At 68.4% G+C, this 21589-nt stretch carries 20 protein-coding genes and 1 other RNA gene; 8 read left to right on the forward strand and 13 right to left on the reverse strand.

All coding sequences use genetic code 11. The features are described from left to right. The first annotated feature begins 35 nt into the window (after nucleotides 1-35). On the forward strand, nucleotides 36-698 hold the full coding sequence (locus tag ACIPR8_RS02530) for a phosphotransferase (RefSeq protein ID WP_132865496.1): 663 nt from the start codon (nucleotides 36-38) through the stop codon (nucleotides 696-698). Between the two features lie 58 nt (nucleotides 699-756). On the opposite strand, the gene ACIPR8_RS02535 is transcribed toward ACIPR8_RS02530, so the two are convergent. Then, nucleotides 757-1434: a hypothetical protein gene (locus ACIPR8_RS02535; RefSeq protein WP_446540064.1), complete on the reverse strand. Its 678-nt coding sequence runs from the start codon at nucleotides 1432-1434 to the stop codon at nucleotides 757-759. 120 nt (nucleotides 1435-1554) lie between these two features. Here ACIPR8_RS02535 and ACIPR8_RS02540 point away from each other — a divergent pair, with 120 nt between their 5' ends. Then, nucleotides 1555-2373 (forward strand): SDR family oxidoreductase, encoded by an 819-nt coding sequence (locus ACIPR8_RS02540; protein WP_446540065.1) that lies wholly within the window; start codon nucleotides 1555-1557, stop codon nucleotides 2371-2373. Nucleotides 2374-2536: 163 nt separating this feature from the next. On the opposite strand, the gene ACIPR8_RS02545 is transcribed toward ACIPR8_RS02540, so the two are convergent. Then, the gene (locus tag ACIPR8_RS02545) at nucleotides 2537-3400 is read right to left on the reverse strand and encodes an ion transporter (protein ID WP_192287544.1); all 864 of its coding nucleotides are present in this window, start codon (nucleotides 3398-3400) and stop codon (nucleotides 2537-2539) included. Nucleotides 3401-3469: 69 nt separating this feature from the next. Between ACIPR8_RS02545 and ACIPR8_RS02550 the strand changes: the two genes are divergently transcribed. Both ACIPR8_RS02550 and ACIPR8_RS02555 read left to right on the forward strand, forming a co-directional pair. Further along, nucleotides 3470-4696, forward strand: a complete 1227-nt coding sequence (locus ACIPR8_RS02550) for an acetylornithine transaminase (RefSeq protein ID WP_192287543.1) — start codon at nucleotides 3470-3472, stop codon at nucleotides 4694-4696. A 355-nt stretch (nucleotides 4697-5051) separates the two neighbouring features. Beyond that, nucleotides 5052-11297 carry an autotransporter domain-containing protein gene (locus tag ACIPR8_RS02555; RefSeq protein ID WP_446540066.1) on the forward strand — a complete coding sequence of 2082 codons (6246 nt, stop codon included), beginning with the start codon at nucleotides 5052-5054 and terminating at the stop codon, nucleotides 11295-11297. A gap of 50 nt (nucleotides 11298-11347) precedes the next feature. Here ACIPR8_RS02555 and ACIPR8_RS02560 read toward each other — a convergent pair whose 3' ends face one another. Continuing rightward, nucleotides 11348-11941: an HAD-IA family hydrolase gene (locus tag ACIPR8_RS02560; RefSeq protein ID WP_446540067.1), complete on the reverse strand. Its 594-nt coding sequence runs from the start codon at nucleotides 11939-11941 to the stop codon at nucleotides 11348-11350. Between the two features lie 137 nt (nucleotides 11942-12078). Here ACIPR8_RS02560 and azu point away from each other — a divergent pair, with 137 nt between their 5' ends. Then, the gene (gene azu / locus ACIPR8_RS02565) at nucleotides 12079-12528 is read left to right on the forward strand and encodes an azurin (protein ID WP_446540068.1); all 450 of its coding nucleotides are present in this window, start codon (nucleotides 12079-12081) and stop codon (nucleotides 12526-12528) included. A 219-nt stretch (nucleotides 12529-12747) separates the two neighbouring features. Here azu and hemL read toward each other — a convergent pair whose 3' ends face one another. Together hemL and thiE are read right to left on the reverse strand one after the other, a co-directional pair. Next, nucleotides 12748-14040, reverse strand: coding sequence for a glutamate-1-semialdehyde 2,1-aminomutase (gene hemL, locus ACIPR8_RS02570; RefSeq protein WP_446540069.1), 1293 nt, complete (start codon nucleotides 14038-14040; stop codon nucleotides 12748-12750). Nucleotides 14041-14238: 198 nt separating this feature from the next. Further along, entirely contained in the window at nucleotides 14239-14868 is a 630-nt protein-coding gene (gene thiE, locus ACIPR8_RS02575) for a thiamine phosphate synthase (protein ID WP_446540070.1), read from the reverse strand. A 68-nt stretch (nucleotides 14869-14936) separates the two neighbouring features. Between thiE and ACIPR8_RS02580 the strand changes: the two genes are divergently transcribed. Further along, on the forward strand, nucleotides 14937-15128 hold the full coding sequence (locus ACIPR8_RS02580) for a rubredoxin (RefSeq protein WP_132865487.1): 192 nt from the start codon (nucleotides 14937-14939) through the stop codon (nucleotides 15126-15128). A 155-nt stretch (nucleotides 15129-15283) separates the two neighbouring features. Here ACIPR8_RS02580 and ACIPR8_RS02585 read toward each other — a convergent pair whose 3' ends face one another. The 8 genes from ACIPR8_RS02585 to ACIPR8_RS02620 form a co-directional block, all read right to left on the reverse strand. Continuing rightward, nucleotides 15284-16132: a SirB1 family protein gene (locus ACIPR8_RS02585; RefSeq protein ID WP_192287537.1), complete on the reverse strand. Its 849-nt coding sequence runs from the start codon at nucleotides 16130-16132 to the stop codon at nucleotides 15284-15286. Nucleotides 16133-16186: 54 nt separating this feature from the next. Beyond that, nucleotides 16187-16639: a DUF192 domain-containing protein gene (locus ACIPR8_RS02590; RefSeq protein ID WP_132865485.1), complete on the reverse strand. Its 453-nt coding sequence runs from the start codon at nucleotides 16637-16639 to the stop codon at nucleotides 16187-16189. A 79-nt stretch (nucleotides 16640-16718) separates the two neighbouring features. Further along, nucleotides 16719-17366 carry a ribose-5-phosphate isomerase RpiA gene (gene rpiA, locus ACIPR8_RS02595; RefSeq protein WP_132865484.1) on the reverse strand — a complete coding sequence of 216 codons (648 nt, stop codon included), beginning with the start codon at nucleotides 17364-17366 and terminating at the stop codon, nucleotides 16719-16721. Nucleotides 17367-17505: 139 nt separating this feature from the next. Next, complete coding sequence (locus ACIPR8_RS02600; RefSeq protein ID WP_132865483.1) at nucleotides 17506-17988, reverse strand: EVE domain-containing protein; 483 nt, start codon at nucleotides 17986-17988, stop codon at nucleotides 17506-17508. Then, nucleotides 17985-18575, reverse strand: coding sequence for a 5-formyltetrahydrofolate cyclo-ligase (locus tag ACIPR8_RS02605; RefSeq protein WP_132865482.1), 591 nt, complete (start codon nucleotides 18573-18575; stop codon nucleotides 17985-17987). The genes ACIPR8_RS02600 and ACIPR8_RS02605 overlap by 4 nt, the downstream gene beginning before the upstream one ends. A gap of 198 nt (nucleotides 18576-18773) precedes the next feature. Further along, a non-coding RNA gene (gene ssrS, locus ACIPR8_RS02610) (6S RNA) lies at nucleotides 18774-18958 on the reverse strand. A gap of 85 nt (nucleotides 18959-19043) precedes the next feature. Next, nucleotides 19044-19343 (reverse strand): cell division protein ZapA, encoded by a 300-nt coding sequence (locus ACIPR8_RS02615; RefSeq protein ID WP_132865481.1) that lies wholly within the window; start codon nucleotides 19341-19343, stop codon nucleotides 19044-19046. Beyond that, nucleotides 19340-19561 (reverse strand): TIGR02449 family protein, encoded by a 222-nt coding sequence (locus ACIPR8_RS02620; RefSeq protein WP_132866209.1) that lies wholly within the window; start codon nucleotides 19559-19561, stop codon nucleotides 19340-19342. Before ACIPR8_RS02620 ends, ACIPR8_RS02615 begins: the two co-directional genes overlap by 4 nt. Nucleotides 19562-19688: 127 nt before the next feature. Between ACIPR8_RS02620 and ACIPR8_RS02625 the strand changes: the two genes are divergently transcribed. Both ACIPR8_RS02625 and pepP read left to right on the forward strand, forming a co-directional pair. Next, entirely contained in the window at nucleotides 19689-20234 is a 546-nt protein-coding gene (locus tag ACIPR8_RS02625) for a YecA/YgfB family protein (protein WP_323439158.1), read from the forward strand. An 8-nt stretch (nucleotides 20235-20242) separates the two neighbouring features. Continuing rightward, complete coding sequence (pepP, locus tag ACIPR8_RS02630; protein WP_446540071.1) at nucleotides 20243-21568, forward strand: Xaa-Pro aminopeptidase; 1326 nt, start codon at nucleotides 20243-20245, stop codon at nucleotides 21566-21568. The last annotated feature ends 21 nt before the right edge of the window (nucleotides 21569-21589 follow it).

Genomic DNA, 21589 nt, shown 5'->3' on the forward strand with positions numbered 1-21589 from the left:
TGAATGAAAGCCCGGCAGGCCACTAGAATGGGGGCATGCTGGACTCTTCGCCTGACACCTTCATTACGCTGAAAGCCGACAGTTTCGGCCGTATCCTGCTGGTCGACGGGGAGCACGGCCGCTTTGTCCGCCGTGACCTCGGGGCCACGCCGCCGTGGCTGCGCCTGCCGGCCTGGTGGCTGGCCCGGCGCGAGGCGCGGGCGTTGGCCAGGCTGGATGGCATGGAGGCCACGCCGCGCCTGCTCGGCTGGGACGGCCGCTGGCTGGACCGCAGCTACATGGAGGGGGCGGCCATGTACCAGCGCCCGCCCCGAGGTGACCTGGCCTATTTCCGCGCCGCGCGGCGCCTGCTGCAGCGCGTGCACCGCCAGGGCATCGCCCACAACGACCTGGCCAAGGAGGCCAACTGGCTGGTGCGCGAGGATGGTTCGCCGGCGTTGATCGACTTCCAGCTGGCGGTCTGCGGCAACCCGCGCTCGCGCTGGATGCGGCTGCTGGCCCGCGAGGACCTGCGCCACCTGCTCAAGCACAAGCGCATGTATTGCGGCGCGGCGTTGACGCCGGTGGAGCGGCGGCTGCTCAAGCGCCACTCCTGGGTGCGCGAACTGTGGTTCGCCACCGGCAAGCCGGTGTACCGCTTCGTCACCCGGCGCATCCTGCACTGGGAAGACAACGAAGGGCAGGGACCAAAGCCTTGAGCCGCAGCGCGGGACGGGGCACCGGCCGGCGTGGCCGGCACCGGTGCCCGGAAGGGACTCAGCGCAGCTCGACCAACTGCCTGCCCCTGAAATTCCGCTTGGCGTCGAAGTCGTAGCCGATGGTCAGCATGCCCTCGTCGGCACAGGCGTGGCAGCTGCGCAGCGGCGTGCGGTAACGCAGGCGCACGCCGCCGTCGGGCAGTGCATCGCTGCCGCTGGCGATGGCCGGCGCGAACGGGACCGCGTCCGGGTGCCCGGCGATGAACGCCTTGTATTCAGGCAGGCTGCGGGTGTTGTCGTCCAGCACGTCCCGGTCCACGTCGACGGTCCGGCCGCTGGCGTCGACCAGCCAGGTGCCTTCGTTGGTGTTGGCGCGGAACGGGAACTCCAGCGTCGCCACGCCCACGCCTTCCACGCTCTGCCAGGCGCTGACATATCCCGGATTGTCCTGCGCGGCCAGATTGCGCGCGGCGGTGAGTGCGGCGGCCGAGGCGCCGCCCTTGCGCAGGGTGTCGATCAGGCAGGTATCGCTGGCGGTTGCAGCGTTGCGGCAGGCATCAAGCGACCCATTCCACACCGCGCTGGCGTCCAGCTTGCCGCCGGTGCTGCCCAGCCCGGTGGTGTGTGCGGTGACATCGTGCACCACCGGCGGGACTTCGCCGGCCGATTGCCGGTTCTGGCAGGCGGCAAGGGCGAGCACGAGCAGCAGCGGGGTGGTGCGGTACAGCGTTTTCATCATTGGATCTCGGGGGAGAATGCCGCACCAGTATCGGCATGGTGCATGAACGCAAAGTGTCGAACCGCAGGCGTGATGCACCGGCATAATGCGGGAGGTTTCCTACCCGTTGGAGTGCGCATGAGCAGCCTGCAAGGCAAGACCCTTTTCATCACCGGCGCCTCGCGGGGCATCGGCTTGGCCATTGCACTGCGTGCTGCGCGCGACGGTGCCAACGTGGCCATCGCCGCCAAGTCGGCGGTGCCCAACCCCAAGCTGCCGGGCACCATCCACAGCGCCGCCGAGGCGGTGACTGCCGCCGGTGGCCAGGGGCTGGCGCTGAAGTGCGACATCCGCGAGGAGGACCAGGTCAACGCGGCGGTGGCCGCCACCGTGGATGCCTTTGGTGGCATCGACATCCTCGTCAACAACGCCTCGGCGATCTGGCTGCGCGGTGCGCTGGACACGCCGATGAAGCGCTTCGATCTGATGCAGCAGGTCAACGCACGCGGCAGTTTCCTGTGCGCGCAGGCCTGCTTGCCGCACCTGCTCAAGGCCCCGAACCCGCATATCCTGACGCTTGCGCCGCCGCCGAGCCTGGACCCGAAGTGGTGGGCGCCGCATACCGCCTACACGCTGGCCAAGATGGGCATGAGCTTCGTCACCCTGGGCCTGGCCGGTGAGTTCGGCCCGCAGGGCGTGGCGGTCAACGCGCTGTGGCCGCGCACCATCATCGCCACCGACGCGATCAACATGATTCCCGGCGTGGACCCGGCCGGCTGCCGCCGCCCGGAGATCCTGGCCGATGCCGCGCACGCAGTGCTGACCCGCCCGGCGGCGGGCTTGAGCGGGAAGTTCCTGATCGATGATGAAGTGCTGGGCGAGGCCGGTGTCACCGACCTGTCCGGCTATGCGGTGGACCCGTCCAGGCCGCTGTTGCCGGACCTGTTCCTCGACTGAGCAACCCGCAGGCGCGGCCTCGGCCGTGAAGCCGACGGGCTGTCCACGCACATGGAAAGCGGTGCGTGGGAGGGAGCGTCGGCTTCGCGCCTGAAGGCGCTCCTACCAACGGTTTCAGGATCCCCTCGCAGGGGTGGCCTCGGCCGCGAAGCATGGTAGGCGCTCAGGGCTCCAGCGGCTCGGGCAGCTCATGCCCGCAGCGGTTGCAGTAGTGGGCCTTGGCCTCGTGGCCCTCATGGCCGCAGACCACGCAGCCGCGGGTGTCCTGGCGACGCTCGCGCAGCATGGTGCCGGCCAGTTCGGCGGTGTAGATGCCGGTCGGCACGGCCAGGATGCTGTAACCGACCAGGATCAACGCCGAGGTGATGAAGCGGCCGAGCGTGGTGTGCGGGACGATGTCGCCGAAACCCACCGTCGCCATCGTCACCACCGCCCAGTACATGCTGGTCGGGATGTTGCTGAAGCCGTAGGCCGGCCCCTCGATCACGTACATCAGGGCGCCGGCGATGATCGCGATGGTGACCACCATCGACAGGAACAGCAGGATCTTGCGCCGGCTGCGCCACAACGCCAGCATCAGCACGCCGCTTTCCTCGATGTAGCGGGTCAGCTTGAGGATGCGGAACACCCGCAGCAGGCGCAGCACGCGCACCACCAGCAGGCTCTGCGCGCCGGGCACGAAGAAGGAGATGTACGAGGGCAGGATCGCCAGCAGGTCGATGATCCCCCAGATGCTGAACGCATAGCGCAGCGGCCGCCGCACCACCAGCAGGCGCAGCACGTATTCGGCGGTGAACAGCAGGGTGAACCCCCACTCGACCACGTAGAACCAGCTGGCCCAGGCAACGTGGATGCGTTGCACGCTGTCGACCATCACCACCAGCACGCTGGCCAGGATGGCCCAGACCAGCAGCAGGTCGAACCGGCGCGAAGGCGGGGTGTCGGTGCGGTGGATGATGTCGAACCAGCGGCGGCGCCAGCCGGACTCGCTGGCGGGGTTCAGTTGGGGGGCAGAAAACAGGCGCATCCGTACATTGTGCCGCAGCCCGTGGAATGGGGGACAATGCGGCTTTCACACCCACCCCTCCGGAACGCCATGACTGCCGCCGCTGAACCGCTGTTGTCCCTGTCCAACTACTACCTTCCGGTCTACCGTCCGCGCCAGCTGGTGCTGGAGCGTGGCCAGGGCGCGCGGGTCTGGGATACGCAGGGGCGGGAGTTCATCGACCTGGCGGCCGGCATCGCGGTGTGCAGCCTGGGCCACAACGACGCCGACCTGAAGGCGGCCCTGTTCGCGCAGGCCGACAAGCTCTGGCACACCAGCAACATGTTCTACAGCGAGCCGCCGCTGCACCTGGCGCAGGAGCTGGTGGAGGCCTCGCGTTTTGCCAAGCGCGTGTTCCTGTGCAATTCCGGCGCCGAGGCCAACGAAGTGGCGATCAAGCTGGTGCGCAAGTGGGCCACCGCGCAGGGCCGTGCGCCGGACAAGCGCTTCATCGTCACTTTCCGTGGCAGCTTCCATGGCCGCACCCTGGCCACGGTGACCGCCACCGCCCAGCCCAAGTACCAGGAAGGCTATGAGCCGCTGCCCGGCGGCTTCCGTTACGTGGACTTCAACGACGTGGCCGCGCTGGAAGCGGCGATGGCCGGCGGCGACGTGGCCGCGGTGATGTTCGAGCCGGTGCAGGGCGAAGGCGGCGTGATGCCGGCCAGCGCCGAGTTCATGCGCCGCGCCCGCGAGCTGTGCGACCAGCACGACGCACTGCTGGTGCTGGACGAGATCCAGGTCGGCATGGGCCGCACCGGTGAACTGTTCGCGCATTGGAACTGGGGCGTCACCCCGGACATCGTCACCCTGGCCAAGGCGCTGGGCTGTGGCTTCCCGGTCGGCGCGATGCTGGCCGGCCCGAAGGTGGCCGAGGTGATGGGCGTGGGCGCGCACGGCAGCACCTTCGGCGGCAACCCGCTGGCCGCGGCGGTCGCCCGTGTGGCGCTGCGCAAGCTGTCCTCCGACGAGATCAAGGCCAACGTGGTGCGCCAGTCGGCCGCGCTGAAGGCCGGGCTGGAAGCCATCGGCGAAGAATTCGGCGTGTTCGAGCAGGTGCGCGGCATGGGCCTGATGATCGGTGCGGTGCTCAAGCCCGAGTACGTGGCCGACATCGGCGCGCTGCTGGACCTGGCCGCCGAGAAGCAGGTGCTGATCCTGCAGGCCGGCACCAGCGTGCTGCGCTTCGTGCCGGCGTTGAACATCACCGACGAGGAAGTCGCCGAAGGCCTCAAGCGCGTGCGTGAGGCGATTGCGGCCTACATGGCGGGGCGCTGAGGGCGACCGGGCGACCGGGTGCAGCCACGTTGAGTGAGGGCAGGGTGCGATGCACCCTGCCTTTTTCTTGCCCACTTACGAGCGGGGGGGGCTCGGTTGGGCAGGCAATGGCGAGAACCCGGATGCACTACAGTGCGGCCGGGTCAGGCCGATGTATTGGCTGGCTTGGCGGATTCGAGCCGATGGGGCATGCCGCTGGCAGCTTCCGCTCCCCCGGGAGGAGCGTGATTGGATTTCCCCGGTTTCTACGGTTGATTGGATAAGAGCGTTCTCATGGTCGGGCACCCGCTGGGTGGGCCGTCTTCGGGTGTGGTTGTCAACAGGGGGAAATTGTATGCATCAGGCGAGTCGGCTCTTGGCAGGGAGCGGAACGGTTGCGCGTTGGTTGGCGGCATGGCAGCCGGAATCGGCCCGCCATGCATATGGCCGCGCGCATGGGCTGACGGGAGGGTGCGTCGCGCTGGTATTGGCGCTGCTGCTGTGCGTCCCGCAGCTGGCCCATGCCGTGCCCACCGACATCCAGCTCAGCAACCAGTCCGTGGGCGTCGGAGGCGGCTTCAATGCGACGGTGGGAACGTTCTCCACCAGTGATGCGGGGGTGGGCGAGACCTTCACGTACACGCTGGTGGCGGGGGCGGGTGACACCGACAACCCGGCTTTCCAGATCTCCGGCAACAGCCTGCTGGCCAACAGTCCATCGACGTTCACCCCAGGGACGCAGAAGAGCGTCCGCGTCCGCAGCACCAATTCGCAGAACGCCACTCACGAGAAGGCGTTCACCATTTCGGTGATGTCGCTGCCGGTGATCCAGTCGGTGGCGCCCAATGCGGGGCCGACGGGGGGCGGCATGACGGTGAGCATCGTGGGCAGCGGCTTCGCTGCTGCCAACCTGACCGGGGCGGTGAAATTCGGGGCCAGCACGGCCGGCTATGTCATCAACAGCGACACGTCGATCAACGCCACCTCCCCGGCGAACGCAGCGGGCACCTACGACATCACCGTCACCACGCCCAACGGCACCAGCACGACCCACTTCGGGGACCAGTACACGTATGTGCCCGCGCCGACCGTGACCGCGGTGTCCTCCACCGCCGGTCCGACCGTTGGCGGTGACACGGTGATCCTCACCGGTACCGGTTTCTCTGCCGCGCCGGCAACGGGCGCGGTGCAGTTTGGTGGTGCCACTGCCATCTACATCATCAACAGCAACACGCAGATCACCGCCATCGCGCCAGCCAATGCGCCCGGTACCTACAACATCAGGGTGAGCACGCCGGGTGGCGCCAGCGCGCCCGCTACCGCGAACATGTACACGTATGTCGCCGCGCCCACGGTGACCACGGTGTCGCCCGCCTCCGGGCCAAGCGTCGGCGGCACCACGGTGACCATCATCGGCAGCGGTTTCGCTGCCGCTCCGGGAACCGGTGCGGTGTGGTTTGGTGGGGCCGCTGCCAGCTACACCATCAACAGCAACACACAGATCACCGCCACCGCGCCGGCCAACCTGGTCGGCAACTATCACGTCACGGTGACCACACCGGGCGGTACCAGTGCGACCAGTGGCGCGAACCAGTACAGCTACCTGGACGTACCGGTCGCAAGTTCGTTCACGTCCGCGGCGGTGACCTACAACGCCAGCGGCGTGCCGCTCAGCCTGGCCGGCCATGCCACCCACGCGCCGACAAACTATGCCGTCGGCTCCACCACCACCGCGCAGGGGGGCTCGGTGGCGGTCGATCCGGCGGGGCTGGTGATGTACTTCGCGCCGATCGGCTTCCGCGGCAATGACAGCTTCACCTTCACCGCGACCAACTCGAGTGGTACCTCCGCTCCGGCCACGGTCACCGTGCCGGTCAGCAACCCGGTGCTGTCCTCGACGTTGATCGGCAACGGGACACGGGGCGTCGCGCTGTCGGGCGTGCAGATCAGCACGTCCGGTGGCAGGGCGCCCTACAACTGCTCGAACCTGTTGGCCACGGGCGCGCTGCCCGCGGGCACCCAGCTCAACACCGACTGCACGATCAGTGGCACGCCGGCGGCCAGCGGTACCTTCAACTTCACCGCCACGGTGACCGACAGCACGCTCGGCATCGGGCCCTTCTCGCAGACCACCGGCGCGCTGTCGCTGACGATCGCCGCGCCGGTGCTGAGCCTGTCGCCGGCGTCCGGCGCGTTGCCGGGTGGCGCTGCCGGTGTCGCCTATTCGCAGACCTTCACCGCCAACGGCGGCACCACGCCCTACGTGTATGCGCGCACGTCCGGCGCGGTTCCGCCGGGCCTGACCCTGGCGGACGGCACGCTGTCGGGTACGCCGACCGTCGCCGGAACCTACAACTTCGACATCACCGTGACCGATGGCTCCTCCGCCGGCAGTGGCGGCCCTTACAGCCGGGTGCAGTCCTACAGCATCAGCGTGGCCCAGGGCAGCCAGACGATCACGTTCAATGCGCTGCCCAACGCCTCGCTCAGTGCCGCCTCGCTGGTCCTGTCGGCCACCGCATCCTCGGGCCTTACGGTTGGCTTCACCTCGACCACGCCGGGGGTCTGCTCGGTCGGCGGCAGCTCGGTGACCCTGCTGCAGGTGGGCACCTGTTCGATCACCGCCAGCCAGGGCGGTGATGCCAGCTGGGCCCCTGCGGCTGACGTCGTGCGGAGCTTCACGGTGACGCCGGCGAACCTGCTGCTCAACTCCGGCGCGGCGCCTGTGACCCGCGTAGGGGAAAGCTACAGCCAGAACAACGTGGCAACCGGCGGTGTCGCGCCCTATACCCATGCGCTGAACGCCGGCGCATTGGTGCCGGGCACCTCGCTCAACATGTCGACCGGACTGGTGTCGGGCACGCCGACCGTCGCCGGCAGCTTCGCCTATCAGCTCCGGGTCACCGACAGCCAGGCTCCGTCCGTCATCGCGGTCGGCGCGATCGTCAGCGTGACGATCACCAAGGGCAACCAGACGGTCGGCTTCATGCCATCGCTGCCCAGTCTGGCGCAGGTGGGCGGGGCGCCCGTCAGCGTGACCGCGGTGGCAAGTTCGGGATTGACGCCGACGGTGTCGCTGGCTGCAGGCAGCAGTGGCTGCGTGCTTTCGGGCGGCACGCTGACCTTCACCGCTGTCGGCACCTGCGTGATCAACGCCAACCAGGCGGGCGACAGCAACTGGAACGCGGCCGTGCAGGCCCAGCACAGCATCAACATCGGTGCGGCCGGCGGCATCGCCGCAGCGGTCGATTTCTCACCCGGTCAGATCGGCGTCGGCGCGGCCGGACAGGTCACGATCACCCTCACCAATCCGAACGCATCGAGCAGCCCCGCCTTCAGCGTGCTGCTTACGTCGCCGGTGCTCGTCTCGCGGATTCCGGCGATGCCGGGGGGGAGCTGCACGGTCGGCGCCGCATCGGTGCCGAGCATGAACACCGTGCAGCTCACCAACGTGGTGGTGCCGGCGGGCAGCTGCACCGTCACCTTCGGTTACAACGGGGCCACGGCGGGTTCCGCCATGGGGTTCGTGCTGGGCGCGTTCACGCCCAGCGGCTATCCGACCACGCAGTCGACGATCGGCAACAGCTTCGCCGTCGTGCCGACGGTCAGCACCATCTCGCCCAATGCCGGTCCGGTCAGCCAGGTGGTCACGATCAGTGGCACCGGTTTCAGCACGACGCCGGGCAACAACCTGGTCAGTTTCGGCGGCGCCGGCAACGGCACCGTCACGGCAGCGTCGGCCACCTCGCTGACGGTTACCGCGCCGGCGGTCGGCAGCGGCCCGGTTGCGGTGACCGTCGCGGTGAACGGCCAGGCCAGTACCAGCAACGCCACCTACACCTTCATCGACAAGCCGGTGGCCGCGGACACGACCGGCGTCACGGTGCCGTACAACAGCACCGGCACGGCGATCGACCTCTCCGGCGCGATCACCGGCACGCACCACAGCATCGCGATCGGCAGCGCGGCGGCACATGGCACCACCAGCGTCGCTGGCGATGTGGTGACCTACACGCCCACGGCCGGCTACTTCGGCACGGACAGCTTCACCTTTACGGCCACCGGGACCGGTGGCACGTCCAACATCGCCACGGTAAGCCTGACCGTCGCCACCCCCGCCGCGCCGGTTGCTGTGGACAGGGCGGTGATGGTGCCGTATCAGAGCCCGGGTACACCGATCGATCTGGCGTCCTCGATCACCGGCGTGCACGCCGCGATCGCCATCGCCACCGCACCGCAGCACGGCACCGCCAGCATCGCCGGCGATGTGGTCAGCTACGTGCCGGCACCCGGTTATTCGGGCCCGGACACCTTCACCTATGTCGCCACCGGCCCCGGCGGGACCTCCGCGCCGGCGCGGGTCAGCCTGACCGTGAGCGTGCCGCCCCTGGAACTGGGCCCGACCAGCCTGGCAGCGGCCACCGCGTCCAACGCCTACACGCAGCGCGTGACCGCCAGTGGCGGTACAGCGCCGTACACCTATGCGGCCAGCACATTGCCTACCGGCCTGGTCCTGTCGGCCGATGGTGAGTTGTCCGGCGTGCCGACCGGCGCGGGCAGCTTTGGCTTTGACATCACCGTCACCGACAGCAGCACCGGCGCCGGACCGTTCTCCGTGACCCGCCACTACACGCTGGTGGTGGCAGCGCCCAGCCTGCAGCTGGACCCGGCACTGCCGCCGGCCACCGCCGACGTGGGCTACCAGCAGCAGCTCGGTGCCAGCGGGGGGACCCCCCCGTACCGCTTCAGTCTGTCCAGCGGCGCGTTGCCGCCGGGCCTGACGCTGCTCGAGTCCGGCCGCATCGAAGGTGAGCCCAGCGCGGCCGGAAACTACGACTTCAGCGTGCAGGTCACCGACGCGAACGGCTTCACCGGTGTGCAGGCCTATCACTTCCAGGTGCAGGCCGGCGTGCAGGTGATCTCCGCCTTCGTCGCCACGCCGGCCGAACCGGTCTACGTGCAGGGCGGCAGCTTCACCCTGGGCGCCAACGGGGGCGGTTCGGGCAACCCGGTCAGCTTCGCCTCCAGCACGCCGGCGGTGTGCACGGTCAGCGGGACGACGGTGACGATGCTCGCTGCCGGCACCTGCGGGCTGACCGCCGACCAGGCCGGCAACGCGATGTACCAGGCGGCCAAGCAGGTCCGGCTGGACGTGAACATCGCGGTGGGGACGCCGCAGCTGTCCTGGCTGGGCGACCTGACCCGGACCCAGGGCGAGGATGCCTTCGAACTGCCGGCACCGCACAGCAGCAGCCCCGGCGCCTTCAGCTATGCCAGCAGCAACCCGGCGGTGGCCACGATCAGCGGGCGTACCGTCACCCTGGTCGGTGAGGGCACCACCGTGCTGGTGGCGACCCAGGCGGCGACCAGCAACTTCGCCGCGGCCACGGTGCAGCTGCAGCTGACCGTCAATGCTCGCCCCGATCCGACCCATGACGGGCAGGTCAGTGGTGGCTTGCAGGCGCAGGTCGATGCCAGCGTGCGCTTTGCCCAGGTGCAGGGAGACAACATCCGCGCGCGCCTGCGCCAGGTACGCAGCGGTACCAACGCCAGCAACTTCAACTTCGCGCTGGCCTATGCGGGCAGCCAGCAGTCCTCGGGCCTGACCCTGCCGGTCGGCCAGGCGGCGGAGGCGGCGCTGCCGGCCCTGCCGCAGGGCTGGGGATTGTGGCTGGCGGGCACTGCCACGTTCGGCAAGGTTGGCCGCAACGGGCGTGCCAGCGGTGGCTTCGACTTCGATACCGGCGGCATCACGCTGGGTGCGGATCGCGCCGTGGGTGAGAACCTGCTGCTCGGCATGGCCGGCAGCTGGGGCAGGCAGGGCACCGACTTCGACGGCACGCCATCCAAGGTCGATGCCGACCAGCGTTCGCTGGCGGCCTACGGTCTGTGGCGGCTGGGCGAGCACCTGTTCGTGGATGGCCTGCTGGCCAATGGCCAGCTGGACTTCGACCTGACCCGCTGGAGCGAGCCGGTCAACGCCAGCGCGCAGGCGTCGCGCAAGGGCGACCAGTGGTTTGGTTCGTTGACGGTTGGTTATGAGCACCGCAACACGGCCGGCATGACCCTGACCGGCTATGGCCGCTATGACGGCCATCGCGCCACGCTGGACGGCTACCGCGAGCACGGGCTGGGTGTCTACGACCTGGCTTACGGCCGCCAGCGCGTGGACAACAGTGCCTTGGCGGTGGGCCTGGAAGGCAGCCTGAGCTTCAAGCGCGAGCGGCTGAACTGGCGTCCGTACTGGAGCATCGAGTACCGCAGCGCATTGGAGAACCGCGGTGATGTCGCGATGAACTACGTGCAGCGGCCGCAGGGCACCGATTACGTGCTGGCGATGCGCAGCTACAACGACGACATGCTGGCGCTGGGGGCGGGGATGGACCTGCAGCTGGACAGCGGCTGGATGTTCTCGCTGCTGCTCGGGCACGAGCAGGGCCGCAATGCGATGCGCAGCAATAGCATTGGCCTGCAGGTGCGGTTCGGCCAGCAGGGTGCCAGCGTGCCGATGTTCGGCGAAGGCGATGAGCTCGGCGTCGGCGATGGCGCACGTCGTCGCTGCCATGGCGACGCGGCGACGTGTACGGCGTCCGGTAGCGGTAGCGGGACGCCCTTGCCGTGATGCGCAGGATCGCGCCGGCGGTGGCCGGCGCGATCAGCCAGCGATGCCGTTCAGAGCAGGCGGTGGCGCCGCAACAGCCGCCGCAACGACTGCGCGTGATAGGCGGTATCGGCCAGCAGGCCTGCCGCACGCGCGCCCTGCACGTTGCGGAACAGGTGATCCACGAACAACGTGCGCGACGGCGGGCAGCCGAGCACGTCGCAGGCGGCTTGATAGGCGGCGGGATCAGGCTTGCGCATACCTAGCTGGGCGCTGCCCAGCACCTGGATGTCCGGCAGCAGTTGCGCGATGAGCGGCAACGTCAGCGCGCCATTGTTGGTCAGGACCGCAACGCGCACGTGGCCTGGAATGCGACCGAGCAGGGCAATGCAGTCACGCCGCGGCGTGCTCGCCGCTCGGCGTGCGGCCAGCCAGTCCTTGGCCTGCAGCGTGCTGCCCAGTGCATCGTTCAGCGCCTCCAGCAATGCCCCGCCGGCCAATGCACCGCGGGCATGGGCAAGTTCCAACGATTGTCCGCGCAGCACGGCATCCAGTTGCGGTGATTCGACGCCCGCGGCGGTTGCCAGCACCTGCAGGAACCGACGGTGGTCGTAGTCGGCCAGCAGGCCATCGAAGTCGAGCAGCAGTGCATGGGGAGCAGACATCAAGGCGGGGGCAGGCAGGATGGAGGGGAAGTATCGACGCGCGCGCCGGTTCCTGCATCCCTGCGACATCCCGTCGCAGGTGCCATCCGCGCAGCTTGCCTAGAATCACCGCAATCCACGTATTCACGGAGTTGTGCTTGAAGCGATTTTCCCTGCTGTTGGCCCTTGCGGTCCTGTTGCCCGCCGCACCCGCCATGGCCCGCACCTGTGCGGTGACCATCGAGGGCAATGACCGCATGCAGTTCTCGTTGCCGGAAATCCGTGTTGCCGCCGATTGCACCCAGGTCGACCTGACCCTGCGCCACACCGGCAAGCTGGGCGCCACGGCGATGGGCCACAACTGGGTGCTGACCCGTACGCCGGACTTCCAGCCGGTGGCCACGGCCGGCATGCGCGCGACGTTGGCCGACAGCTACCTGCCGAAGAACGATGCGCGGGTGATCGCGTTCACGCCGGTGATCGGTGGTGGCCAGACCACCCGGGTGCGCTTTGCGACCAGCAAATTGACGCGCGGGGAGGACTACACCTTCTTCTGCTCGTTCCCGGGGCATTGGGGACTGATGAAGGGCAAGCTCGTTTTCGTCTGAGCGGGCTGTGGTAGCAGCACACGTGGAGGGGCCCTCATCCGCCCTGCGGGCACCTTCTCCCGTAGACGGGAGAAGGGATGGGGTCAGCGTGAGCGCCAGGGATGCTGCACGATTTCAGTTCGCGATAGACCAAGCCCTTCTCCCGCACGCGGGAGAAGGTGCCCGAAGGGCGGATGAGGGAGGGCTTTCGCCTTTCCATCTGCAGATCGTGCCGCAGGCTCAGCCCGCCGCCACCACCTTGAACGCCTCGCGCGCTGCAACCAGCGTGGCTTCGATCACCGCATCATCGTGCGCGCTGGACAGGAAGCCGGCTTCGTACGCCGACGGTGCCAGGAATACACCACGCTCCAGCATCGCGTGGAAGAAGCGGTTGAACGCCGGGATGTCGCAGGCAGTGGCCTGCGCATACGTTTCCACCTTCTCATCGGTGAAGAACAGGCCGAACATCGCGCCGACGCGATTGGTGGTGACCGAAACACCGGCATCGCGCGCAGCCGCTTCCAGCCCATCGCACAGCTTGGCGGTGGCCGCAGTGAGACGGTCATGGAAACCGGGTTCCTGGATCAGCTGCAACATCGCCAAACCAGCCGCCATCGCCACCGGATTGCCGCTGAGCGTGCCGGCCTGGTAGATCGGGCCGGCCGGGGCGATCTGCGACAACAATTCGCGACGGCCGCCATACGCGCCCACCGGCATGCCGCCGCCGATGATCTTGCCGAAGGTGGTCAGGTCCGGGGTGATGCCGTAATGCGCCTGCGCACCGCCCAGGGCGACGCGGAAGCCGGTCATCACTTCGTCGAAGATCAGCAGCGCGCCGTACTGCGTACACAGTGCGCGCAGGTGCTGCAGGTAGCCATCGCGCGGTGGGATGCAGTTGGCGTTGCCGACCACCGGTTCGATGATCAGGCCGGCGATGTCCGTGCCCTGCTGTTCGAACAGCGTGGTGGCCGCCTCGAAATCGTTGTAGGGCAGGGTGAGGGTGAGTTCGCTCAGCCCGGCCGGCACGCCCGGTGAGGTCGGCACGCCCAGGGTCAGCATGCCGCTGCCGGCCTTGACCAGGAACGAATCGCCATGGCCGTGGTAGCAGCCCTCGAACTTCACGATCTTGTTGCGGCCGGTGGCGCCACGCGCCAGTCGAATGGCCGACAAGGTGGCTTCGGTGCCGGAGTTGACCATGCGCACCATCTCGCACGACGGCACCAGCGCGGTGATGGTCTCGGCCATGGTCACTTCGGCCGCACACGGCGCGCCGAACGACAGCCCGTTGTCGATCGCCTTCTTCACCGCCTGGCGCACGGCCGGGTGGTTGTGGCCGACGATCATCGGGCCCCACGAGCCGACGTAGTCGATGTAGCGGTTGCCATCGACGTCATGCAGGTACGCACCATCGGCACGCTCCACGAAGAATGGCTCACCGCCGACCGACTTGAACGCGCGCACCGGCGAGTTGACGCCACCTGGCAGCAGCGTCTGGGCGCGCGCGAACAGGGCGTGGGATTGGGCGTGGTTCATGGGTAACTCCTCTGTAAGGTTCCAACAGCGTTGAAGCGCGCGGATTCAAAGCCCCTCTCCCGCTTGCGGGAGAGGGGGGGGGGTGAGGGGGGCTTCCAGCGAACAAACGCAAAAAACTCCCCTCATCCGCCCCTTCGGGGCACCTTCTCCCGCCGACGGGAGAAGGGAAAAGCCGTGCCTTTCAGCTGTCAGGTGAATTCAATCAGTGTGGAAACAGCGCCGGTACGCCTGCAACGCAGCCACCGGATCGTCCTCGGCGAACACGCCGCTGATGATCGCGAGCAGGTCCGCACCGGCTTCGACAACGGGCCTTGCATTGTCCGGGGTCAGCCCACCGATCGCCACCCGCGGCACGCCCAGTGCGGCGCTTTGTCGCAGCAGGTCGGTGCTGGCGCGGCGGGGAGTGACCTTGCTGCGGCTGGGGAAGAATGCGCCGAAGGCGACGTAGCTGGCCCCGGCCTGCACGGCACGTTCGGCCAGGGCCAGTTCGTCGTAGCAGGAGGCGCCGATGATGGCCTGCGGCCCGAGCAGGGCGCGGGCCGCGGCGATGTCGCCATCGTCCTCGCCCAGGTGCACGCCGGCGGCACCGACCTGCTGCGCCAGCGCCGCATCGTCGTTGATGATCAGCGGCACCCCGGCCGCGCTGCACAGCGCCTGCAATGCCGTGGCCTGGGCCAGCCGGGTCGGGCCATCCACCGCCTTGTTGCGGTACTGCAGCCAGGTGGTGCCGGCCAGCAGTGGCTGCACGCGCGCGAGCAGGCGCGCGCTGTCGGTTTCGTCGGGGGTGATCAGGTACACGCCGCGGGCGGCGGGAGAAGCAGGGGACATGATGGCTACCGGTACGGCGGCGGGAGTGTGACAATCAACGCCGTTTCTCATTGCAGCGATTATCCCCGATGTCTGATGCCACGGCCTCCACCTTCCGCAACTGGATGTGCGTCGTCTGCGGTTTCATCTACCGCGAGGCCGATGGGCTGCCGGAAGAGGGCATCGCCCCGGGCACGCGCTGGGAGGACGTGCCCGACACCTGGACCTGCCCGGACTGCGGCGTGACCAAGGACGACTTCGAGATGGTCGAGCTGGACTGAGCCCCGGCAGGAGCGGCCTTGGCCGCGGAGCCGGCGGTGGCTCCGGTGACGGCAGGCGCGGGCCTGCCGGTCGCAGGTAACCTCCTCGGGAGGGTTGGCGTTGCTTGCAGCTCCGGGGCGGTACCGGCTTCGCGGCCGAGGCCGCTCCTGCGGGATCAATGCAGTTTGGGGCGCTCGCCACCCAGCTCGACCAGGCGGTCGCGGATGCTGGCCGCGTCACTGGCCTCCGGTTCCATCTTCAGGTAGCGCGCCAGGTCGGCGCGGGCGCCGGCCAGGTGTTCCAGCTGCAGGTAGGCCAGGCCACGGTCGCGTACCGCATCGGCCTGTTCGGGGGCCAGCTTGAGGACGCGGTCGGCACTGCGCGCGGCGCGGTCCCATTCCCCGCGCTCGGCGTACACGCCGTACAGGTTGCGCAGCATGCGCATCAGGATCGCGCGGTGCGGGGCCGGGTCCAGGATCTGCGCCAGCACGCTGTCGTCCGGTGCCTGCCCGCCCAGGTTGGTGCGTGCCCGCTCGCGCAGTTCATCCACGCCGAGCGGGCGACCGCCGTTGAACGGGTCCATGATCAGCACGCCGTCATCCACCGGCAGCCGCACCAGGAAATGGCCGGGGAAGGAAATGCCTTCCAGCGGCAGGCCCAGCCGGCGCGCGACCTCGATCTGCACCATCGCCAAGGAGATCGGGTTGCCCAGGCGCCGCTCGAACACCTCGTTGAGGTAGCTGTTGCGCGGGTCGTAGTACTCGTCGTTGTTGCCGCTGTAGCCCACCTCGTTGAACAGGTGGTGGTTGATGGCGGCGATCTTCAGCGGCCACTCGCGGGTGGCGTCCACCTCCACGCGCAGGTGGTCGGCATGGGCCTGCAGCAGGCGCTCGTAGGCGGCCGGATCCAGCTCGGGATACTCGTCGCGGGCAATCAGCAGCGCGGTCGGCAGCAGTGGCAGGGCGTCGTCGGCCAAGGTGGCCAGCTCGTCCCAGTGCGGAAGGGTGATGCGTGTATCAGACATGCCCCAAGACTGCGGGCAAAGCCCGGCCGGTTCAAGGCCGGGCGCCGGGACGGTTCAATCCGCCTTGGGGATGCCCGGGCCGAAGGTCAGCTCGGCGCCATCCTCCAGCTTCAACCGGGCAGCCTGGCCTGCATTCAGCTCCAGCACGTAGCGGGCCGGCTTGAAGCTGGGGTAGGGCGGGCACATGTCGCCGGCCGAGCACGGCGGCACGTCGCGCTGCTGGCTGACCAGGCGGCGCTGGCTGTCGAAGTACAGGATGTCCAGCGGGATGCGGGTGTTCTTCATCCAGTACGCCTGTGGTTCCTCGAAGTCATGGATGAACAGCATGCCGCTGCCGGTATCCATCTGGTCGCGGAACATCAGGCCGCGGGCGCGGGTTTCATCGTTCTGGGCCAGTTCCACCTGGTAACGGGTACCGGCCAGTTCCACCCAATGCTTGCCATCGGCGCTGGCGCAGCCGGCGAGGGTCAGCAGGGAGAGCAGCAACAGGGAGCGCAATAGGGACATGGAAGGCTCTGTCGGGAAGAAGTGAGGGGCGGTGCGGGGCGAGGGACGGCCGTGGCCTGTCCCCGGGCCCCGCATCAGGTCAAAGCACCTGCGGCGGTTCGCCGCCGACGATCACCACGTCGGCCGGCCGGCGCGCGAACAGGCCCACGGTGACCACGCCCGGGATCTGGTTGAGCTGCTGTTCCAGCTTGACCGGATCGGTGATGGACAGGTTGTGGATGTCCAGGATCAGGTTGCCGTTGTCGGTGACCACGCCGTCGCGCCACACCGGCTGGCCGCCGGTCAGGGCCATGATCTCGCGGGCGACCAGGCTGCGTGCCATCGGGATCACTTCCACCGGCAGCGGGAACTTGCCCAGCACCTTGACCTGCTTGCTCGGGTCGACGATGCAGACGAACTGCTTGCTGGCCTCGGCGATGATCTTCTCGCGGGTCAGCGCGGCGCCGCCGCCCTTGATCAGGTTCTTGTTGCCGTCGCACTCGTCGGCGCCGTCCACGTACAGCGACAGGCCGCCGGTGTGGTTCAGGTCCAGCACCTCGATGCCGTGGCCCTTGAGCAGGGCGGTGCTCTGGTCCGAGCTGGATACCGCGCCTTCGATCTGGTCCTTGATGCGGGCCAGTGCCTCGATGAAGTAGGCGACGGTGGAGCCGGTACCGACACCGACGATCATTCCCTTCTGGACGTACTCGATGGCTTTTTCGGCGGCCAGGCGCTTGGCTTCGGACATGGTGGGACTCGATGGAGTTGGAGGAATGCGTGGAGCGGGTAGGAGCGGGCTTGCCCGCGAAGCCGGTGTCGCCAACGCTTGCATGCATACCCGCAGCGGGAACAGCGCATGCTTCGCGGCCGAGGCCGCTCCTACGGGGTCAGCTTGATTTCTTTTCCAGCGACAGCAGGCGCTTCCACTGCGCGGCGGTGACCGGGAACACCGACAGCCTGTTGCCCTTGGCGGTCAGCGGAAAGCCTTCGCCCAGTTCGTCGGCATGCAGCTTGATCTCGTCCAGCGCGATCACCTGCGCCAGCTTGCGCTCGAAGGCCACGTCCACCAGCATCCAGCGCGGTTCCTCGCGCGTGCTCTTGGGGTCGTGGTAATCGGATTTGGGGTCGAACTGGGTGTCGTCCGGGTAGGCCTCGCTGGCCACCGTGGCCAGGCCGACGATACCCGGCACCTTGGTATTGGAGTGGTAGAACAGGATGCCGTCGCCGACCTTCATCCCATCGCGCATGAAATTGCGCGCCTGGTAGTTGCGCACGCCATTCCACGGTTCGGTGCCCACGCGCTGCAGGTCATCGATGGAAAAGGCGTCCGGTTCGGACTTCATCAGCCAGTAGCGCTTGCGGGCGGTCATGCGTTCAACGGTTCCGGGTAGAGAGTGGCCTGCTCGGTACAGATCGCATCGACCGCCACGTCCCAGTCCTCGACCGGCAGCGACGGCACCTGCTGGGCGGAAAAACCAACCCCGACCAACCACGGCGGCGCGGCCTGGCGCTGCCGGAATGCGAAGCTGCGATCATACCAGCCGCCCCCCATCCCCAGCCGCCGTCCATGCGGATCAAAGCCCACCAGCGGCGCAACGACCAGCGCCATTTCCTCCGGGTGCAACGCCGTGGAAGGGTCCACGGCGGGCTCGGGAATGCCATAGCGGTTGCTGACCAGTGGCTGCCCGGGCCGCCACGGCGCGAAGCGCAGCCGTTTGCCGTGCAGTACCGGCAGGCAGTAGGTCTGCTGCGGCGGCAACTGCATCTGCCAGCGGTGCAGCGCGATTTCCCCATCCATCGCCCAGTAGCCGGCGACATGGCCGCTGGCGTGGGCAAAGGGCAGGGCAAGCAGGTGCGCGGCCAGGGCTTCGGCGGCGGCGATGCGGTCGGCGGCGGGAATATCACGGCGGCGCTGGCGCAGCTGTTGGCGCAGCCGTTGGCGAGGATCGTCAGTCATCGACACAGGGTATCGGAATCCGGCCGCAAAGCCCCTCTCCCGCAGGCGGGAGAGGGGTTGGGGAGAGGGCAATGGCGCAGCCTCATGCAGCTGGTCTCACCGGGCTTTGCCGCCCCCTCATCCGCCCTCCGGGCACCTTCTCCCGCAGGGGGAAGGACAAAAAAGAACGGCGCCCATTGGGCGCCGTTCTGGAATATTGCATTCTCCGCGGTGACGATGCGTGCGAAACGACCTTGAACCCGGGGTTCAAGTGGGAGCGTTGGGGGGCCATCGGGCTTCCCGCTACAAGGCGGACTTGCACACCCGGCTCCGTCGCGCCCCCGTGGTCGTCATTAAGGGACAAGGCGAATGTTTGCACACGCCGTCGTTCACAGCAGAGAACGCGGGGCCAGTATAGCGGGGTTGCGTGCGCGGGGGCAGTCTTTTTGCCCGTCCGGCGAGTTCATCTGGCTTAGCCGCTCAGACTGTTCAACGGGCGTTGTCGATGGCGATGTCCAGGCGCCGGTTCAGATCGTTCAGCGCGCTTTGGAAACGCTGCTGCTGGGCGGCCTGCTCGTCGCGCACCTGCTGCAGTTCATGGGCCAGGTTGAGCGCGGCCAGCACCGCCACGCGGTCGACCGCCGCCATGCGGTTGCTGCCGCGGATCTCGCGCATCTTCTGGTCGAGCATGCGCGCGGCGGCGGCAAGGCTGTCGCGTTCGTCCGGCTCCACGCCGACGGTGTATTCACGGTCAAGGAGGCGGACGCTGACCGGCTCGTTCTGGCTCACGTGTGCTGCTCCAGCGACTTGAGGCGGGTGATCATGGCTTCCACCCGCGAGCGGGCCTGTTCGTTCTTGGTCAGCAACTGCGAGCGCTCGGCGATCAGCTGCTCCTGCTGCTGGCGCAGGCTGCGGTTCTCGTCGGCCAGCCGCTGGTTGCGCTCGAGCAGCAGCTCGAGGCGGGCGGCGAGGGCGACCAGTTGGCCGGCGGGATCGAAGGCATCCATGGTCGGCACGATAGGCATGCAGGCAGGGGCCGGTCAAGGAGGGCAACACCGCGTGGTTGCTACACTGTGCAGCAGCTGCCGCGCACGGCGTGGTGGCGATCCTTTTCCCGCTTTACAGACCCGTGACATGACCGATCTTCCTGTCGTCAACGACATCCTCCAGGCCAGCCAGTCGCTGGGCCTGGGTGCTTCCCCGGCCGAACTCCACGGCGCGCTGGCCGGCTGGCTTGCCGCCGGCGGTGATGACCTGCCGGACTGGCCGGCCAAGGTGCTGGCCGACGACAACCTGCCGGCACCGGAGCCGGGCAGCGTGCTGGACCGGTTGCGACAGGCCACCGTGGCGCAGCTGGAAGACCGCGACTTCGCCTTCGAGCTGGTCCTGGCCGACGCCTCGGCCCCGCTGCAGGTGCGCACCGATGCCCTGTTCGAATGGTGCCGCGCGTTCCTGGGCGGTTTTGGCCTGGCCTCGGGCAAGCGCCCGGCGCTGAGCGAGGAAGGTGAAGAGGCCCTGCAGGACCTCGCGCGCCTTGCGCAGTCCTCCAGTGACCAGTTCGACAGCGCCGACGAGGACGAGGACGCGCTGGCCGAGATCGAGGAGTTCGTGCGCGTGGCGGCGCTGCTGCTGCACGGCGACTGCGTGATGGGCTCGCGGCACCGCCAGCGCCTGAACTGAGGAGCGGCATGAAGCGCCTGTCCGGGATCACCCCCGCCGAGTATGCCCGCCGCCGTCGCCAGCTGATGGAAGCGGCCGGCGATGACGCCATCCTGGTGCTGCCCGCCGCCCCCGAGCGCGTGCGCAGCCACGATACGTTCTATCCGTACCGGCAGGATTCGGACTTCTGGTACCTGAGCGGGTTCCAGGAGCCGGAGGCGGTGCTGGTGCTGATCCCGGGGCGTCGCCACGGCGAGAGCATCCTGTTCTGCCGCGAGCGCGATCCGGACCGCGAAGCGTGGGACGGCCCGCGTGCCGGCCAGGACGGCGCGGTATCGCGCTACGGGATGGACGACGCCTATCCCATCGAGGACCTGGACGAAATCCTGCCGGGCCTGCTGGAAGGCCGCTCGCGGGTGTACTACCACTTTGGCCGCGACGCGGACTTCGACCTGAAGCTGATCGGTTGGGTGAACCGGGTGCGCTCGCAGGTGCGGCACGGCGCGCAGCCGCCGCACGAATTCCTGGAACTGGGCCACCTGTTGCACGAGCAACGCCTGTACAAGTCCGACGACGAGATCGCGTTGATGCAGACCGCGGCGGACATCAGCGTGCGGGCCCACCGTGCCGCGATGCGCGTCGCCCGCCCGGGCATCCACGAGTACGAACTGCAGGCCGAGCTGGAACGCGAGTTCCGCGCCAGTGATGCGTGGCCGGCGTACAGCAGCATCGTCGGTGCCGGTGCCAACGGCTGCGTGCTGCACTACCGCGACAACAACGGCGGCAGCCGCGAGGGCGACCTGGTGCTGATCGACGCCGGCGCCGAGTTCCGCGGTTACGCCAGCGACATCACCCGCACGTTCCCGGTCAACGGCCGCTTCAGCACGGAGCAGCGCCTGCTGCACGAGCTGGTGCTGTCCGCGCAGGCGGCGGCGCTGGAGCAGGCGCGGCCGGGCGTCGCCTACGAGGAAGGCCACCTGGCCGCGGTGGAGGTGCTGACCGAGGGGCTGCTGCGGCTGGGGCTGCTCAAGGGCGACCTGGAAGAGAACATCATCGAGCGCCATTACCAGCGCTTCTACCGGCACAAGACCGGGCACTGGCTGGGGCTGGACGTGCACGACGTGGGCGACTACCGGGTGGCCGGCGAGTCGCGCCTGCTGGAACCGGGCATGGTGTTCACGATCGAGCCGGGCCTGTACATCTCGCCGGACGATCGCGACGTGGAGCCGCGCTGGCGCGGCATCGGCATCCGCATCGAGGACGATGTGCTGATCACCGCAGCGGGGCACCACGTGCTGACCGGTGCGCTGGAGCGCAGCGCCGAGGAGATCGAAGCGTTCATGGCGCGACGGTGAGGCCGCGCCAGGGCCATGGGG

It is taken from the genome of Stenotrophomonas sp. LARHCG68 (genome assembly GCF_052871705.1).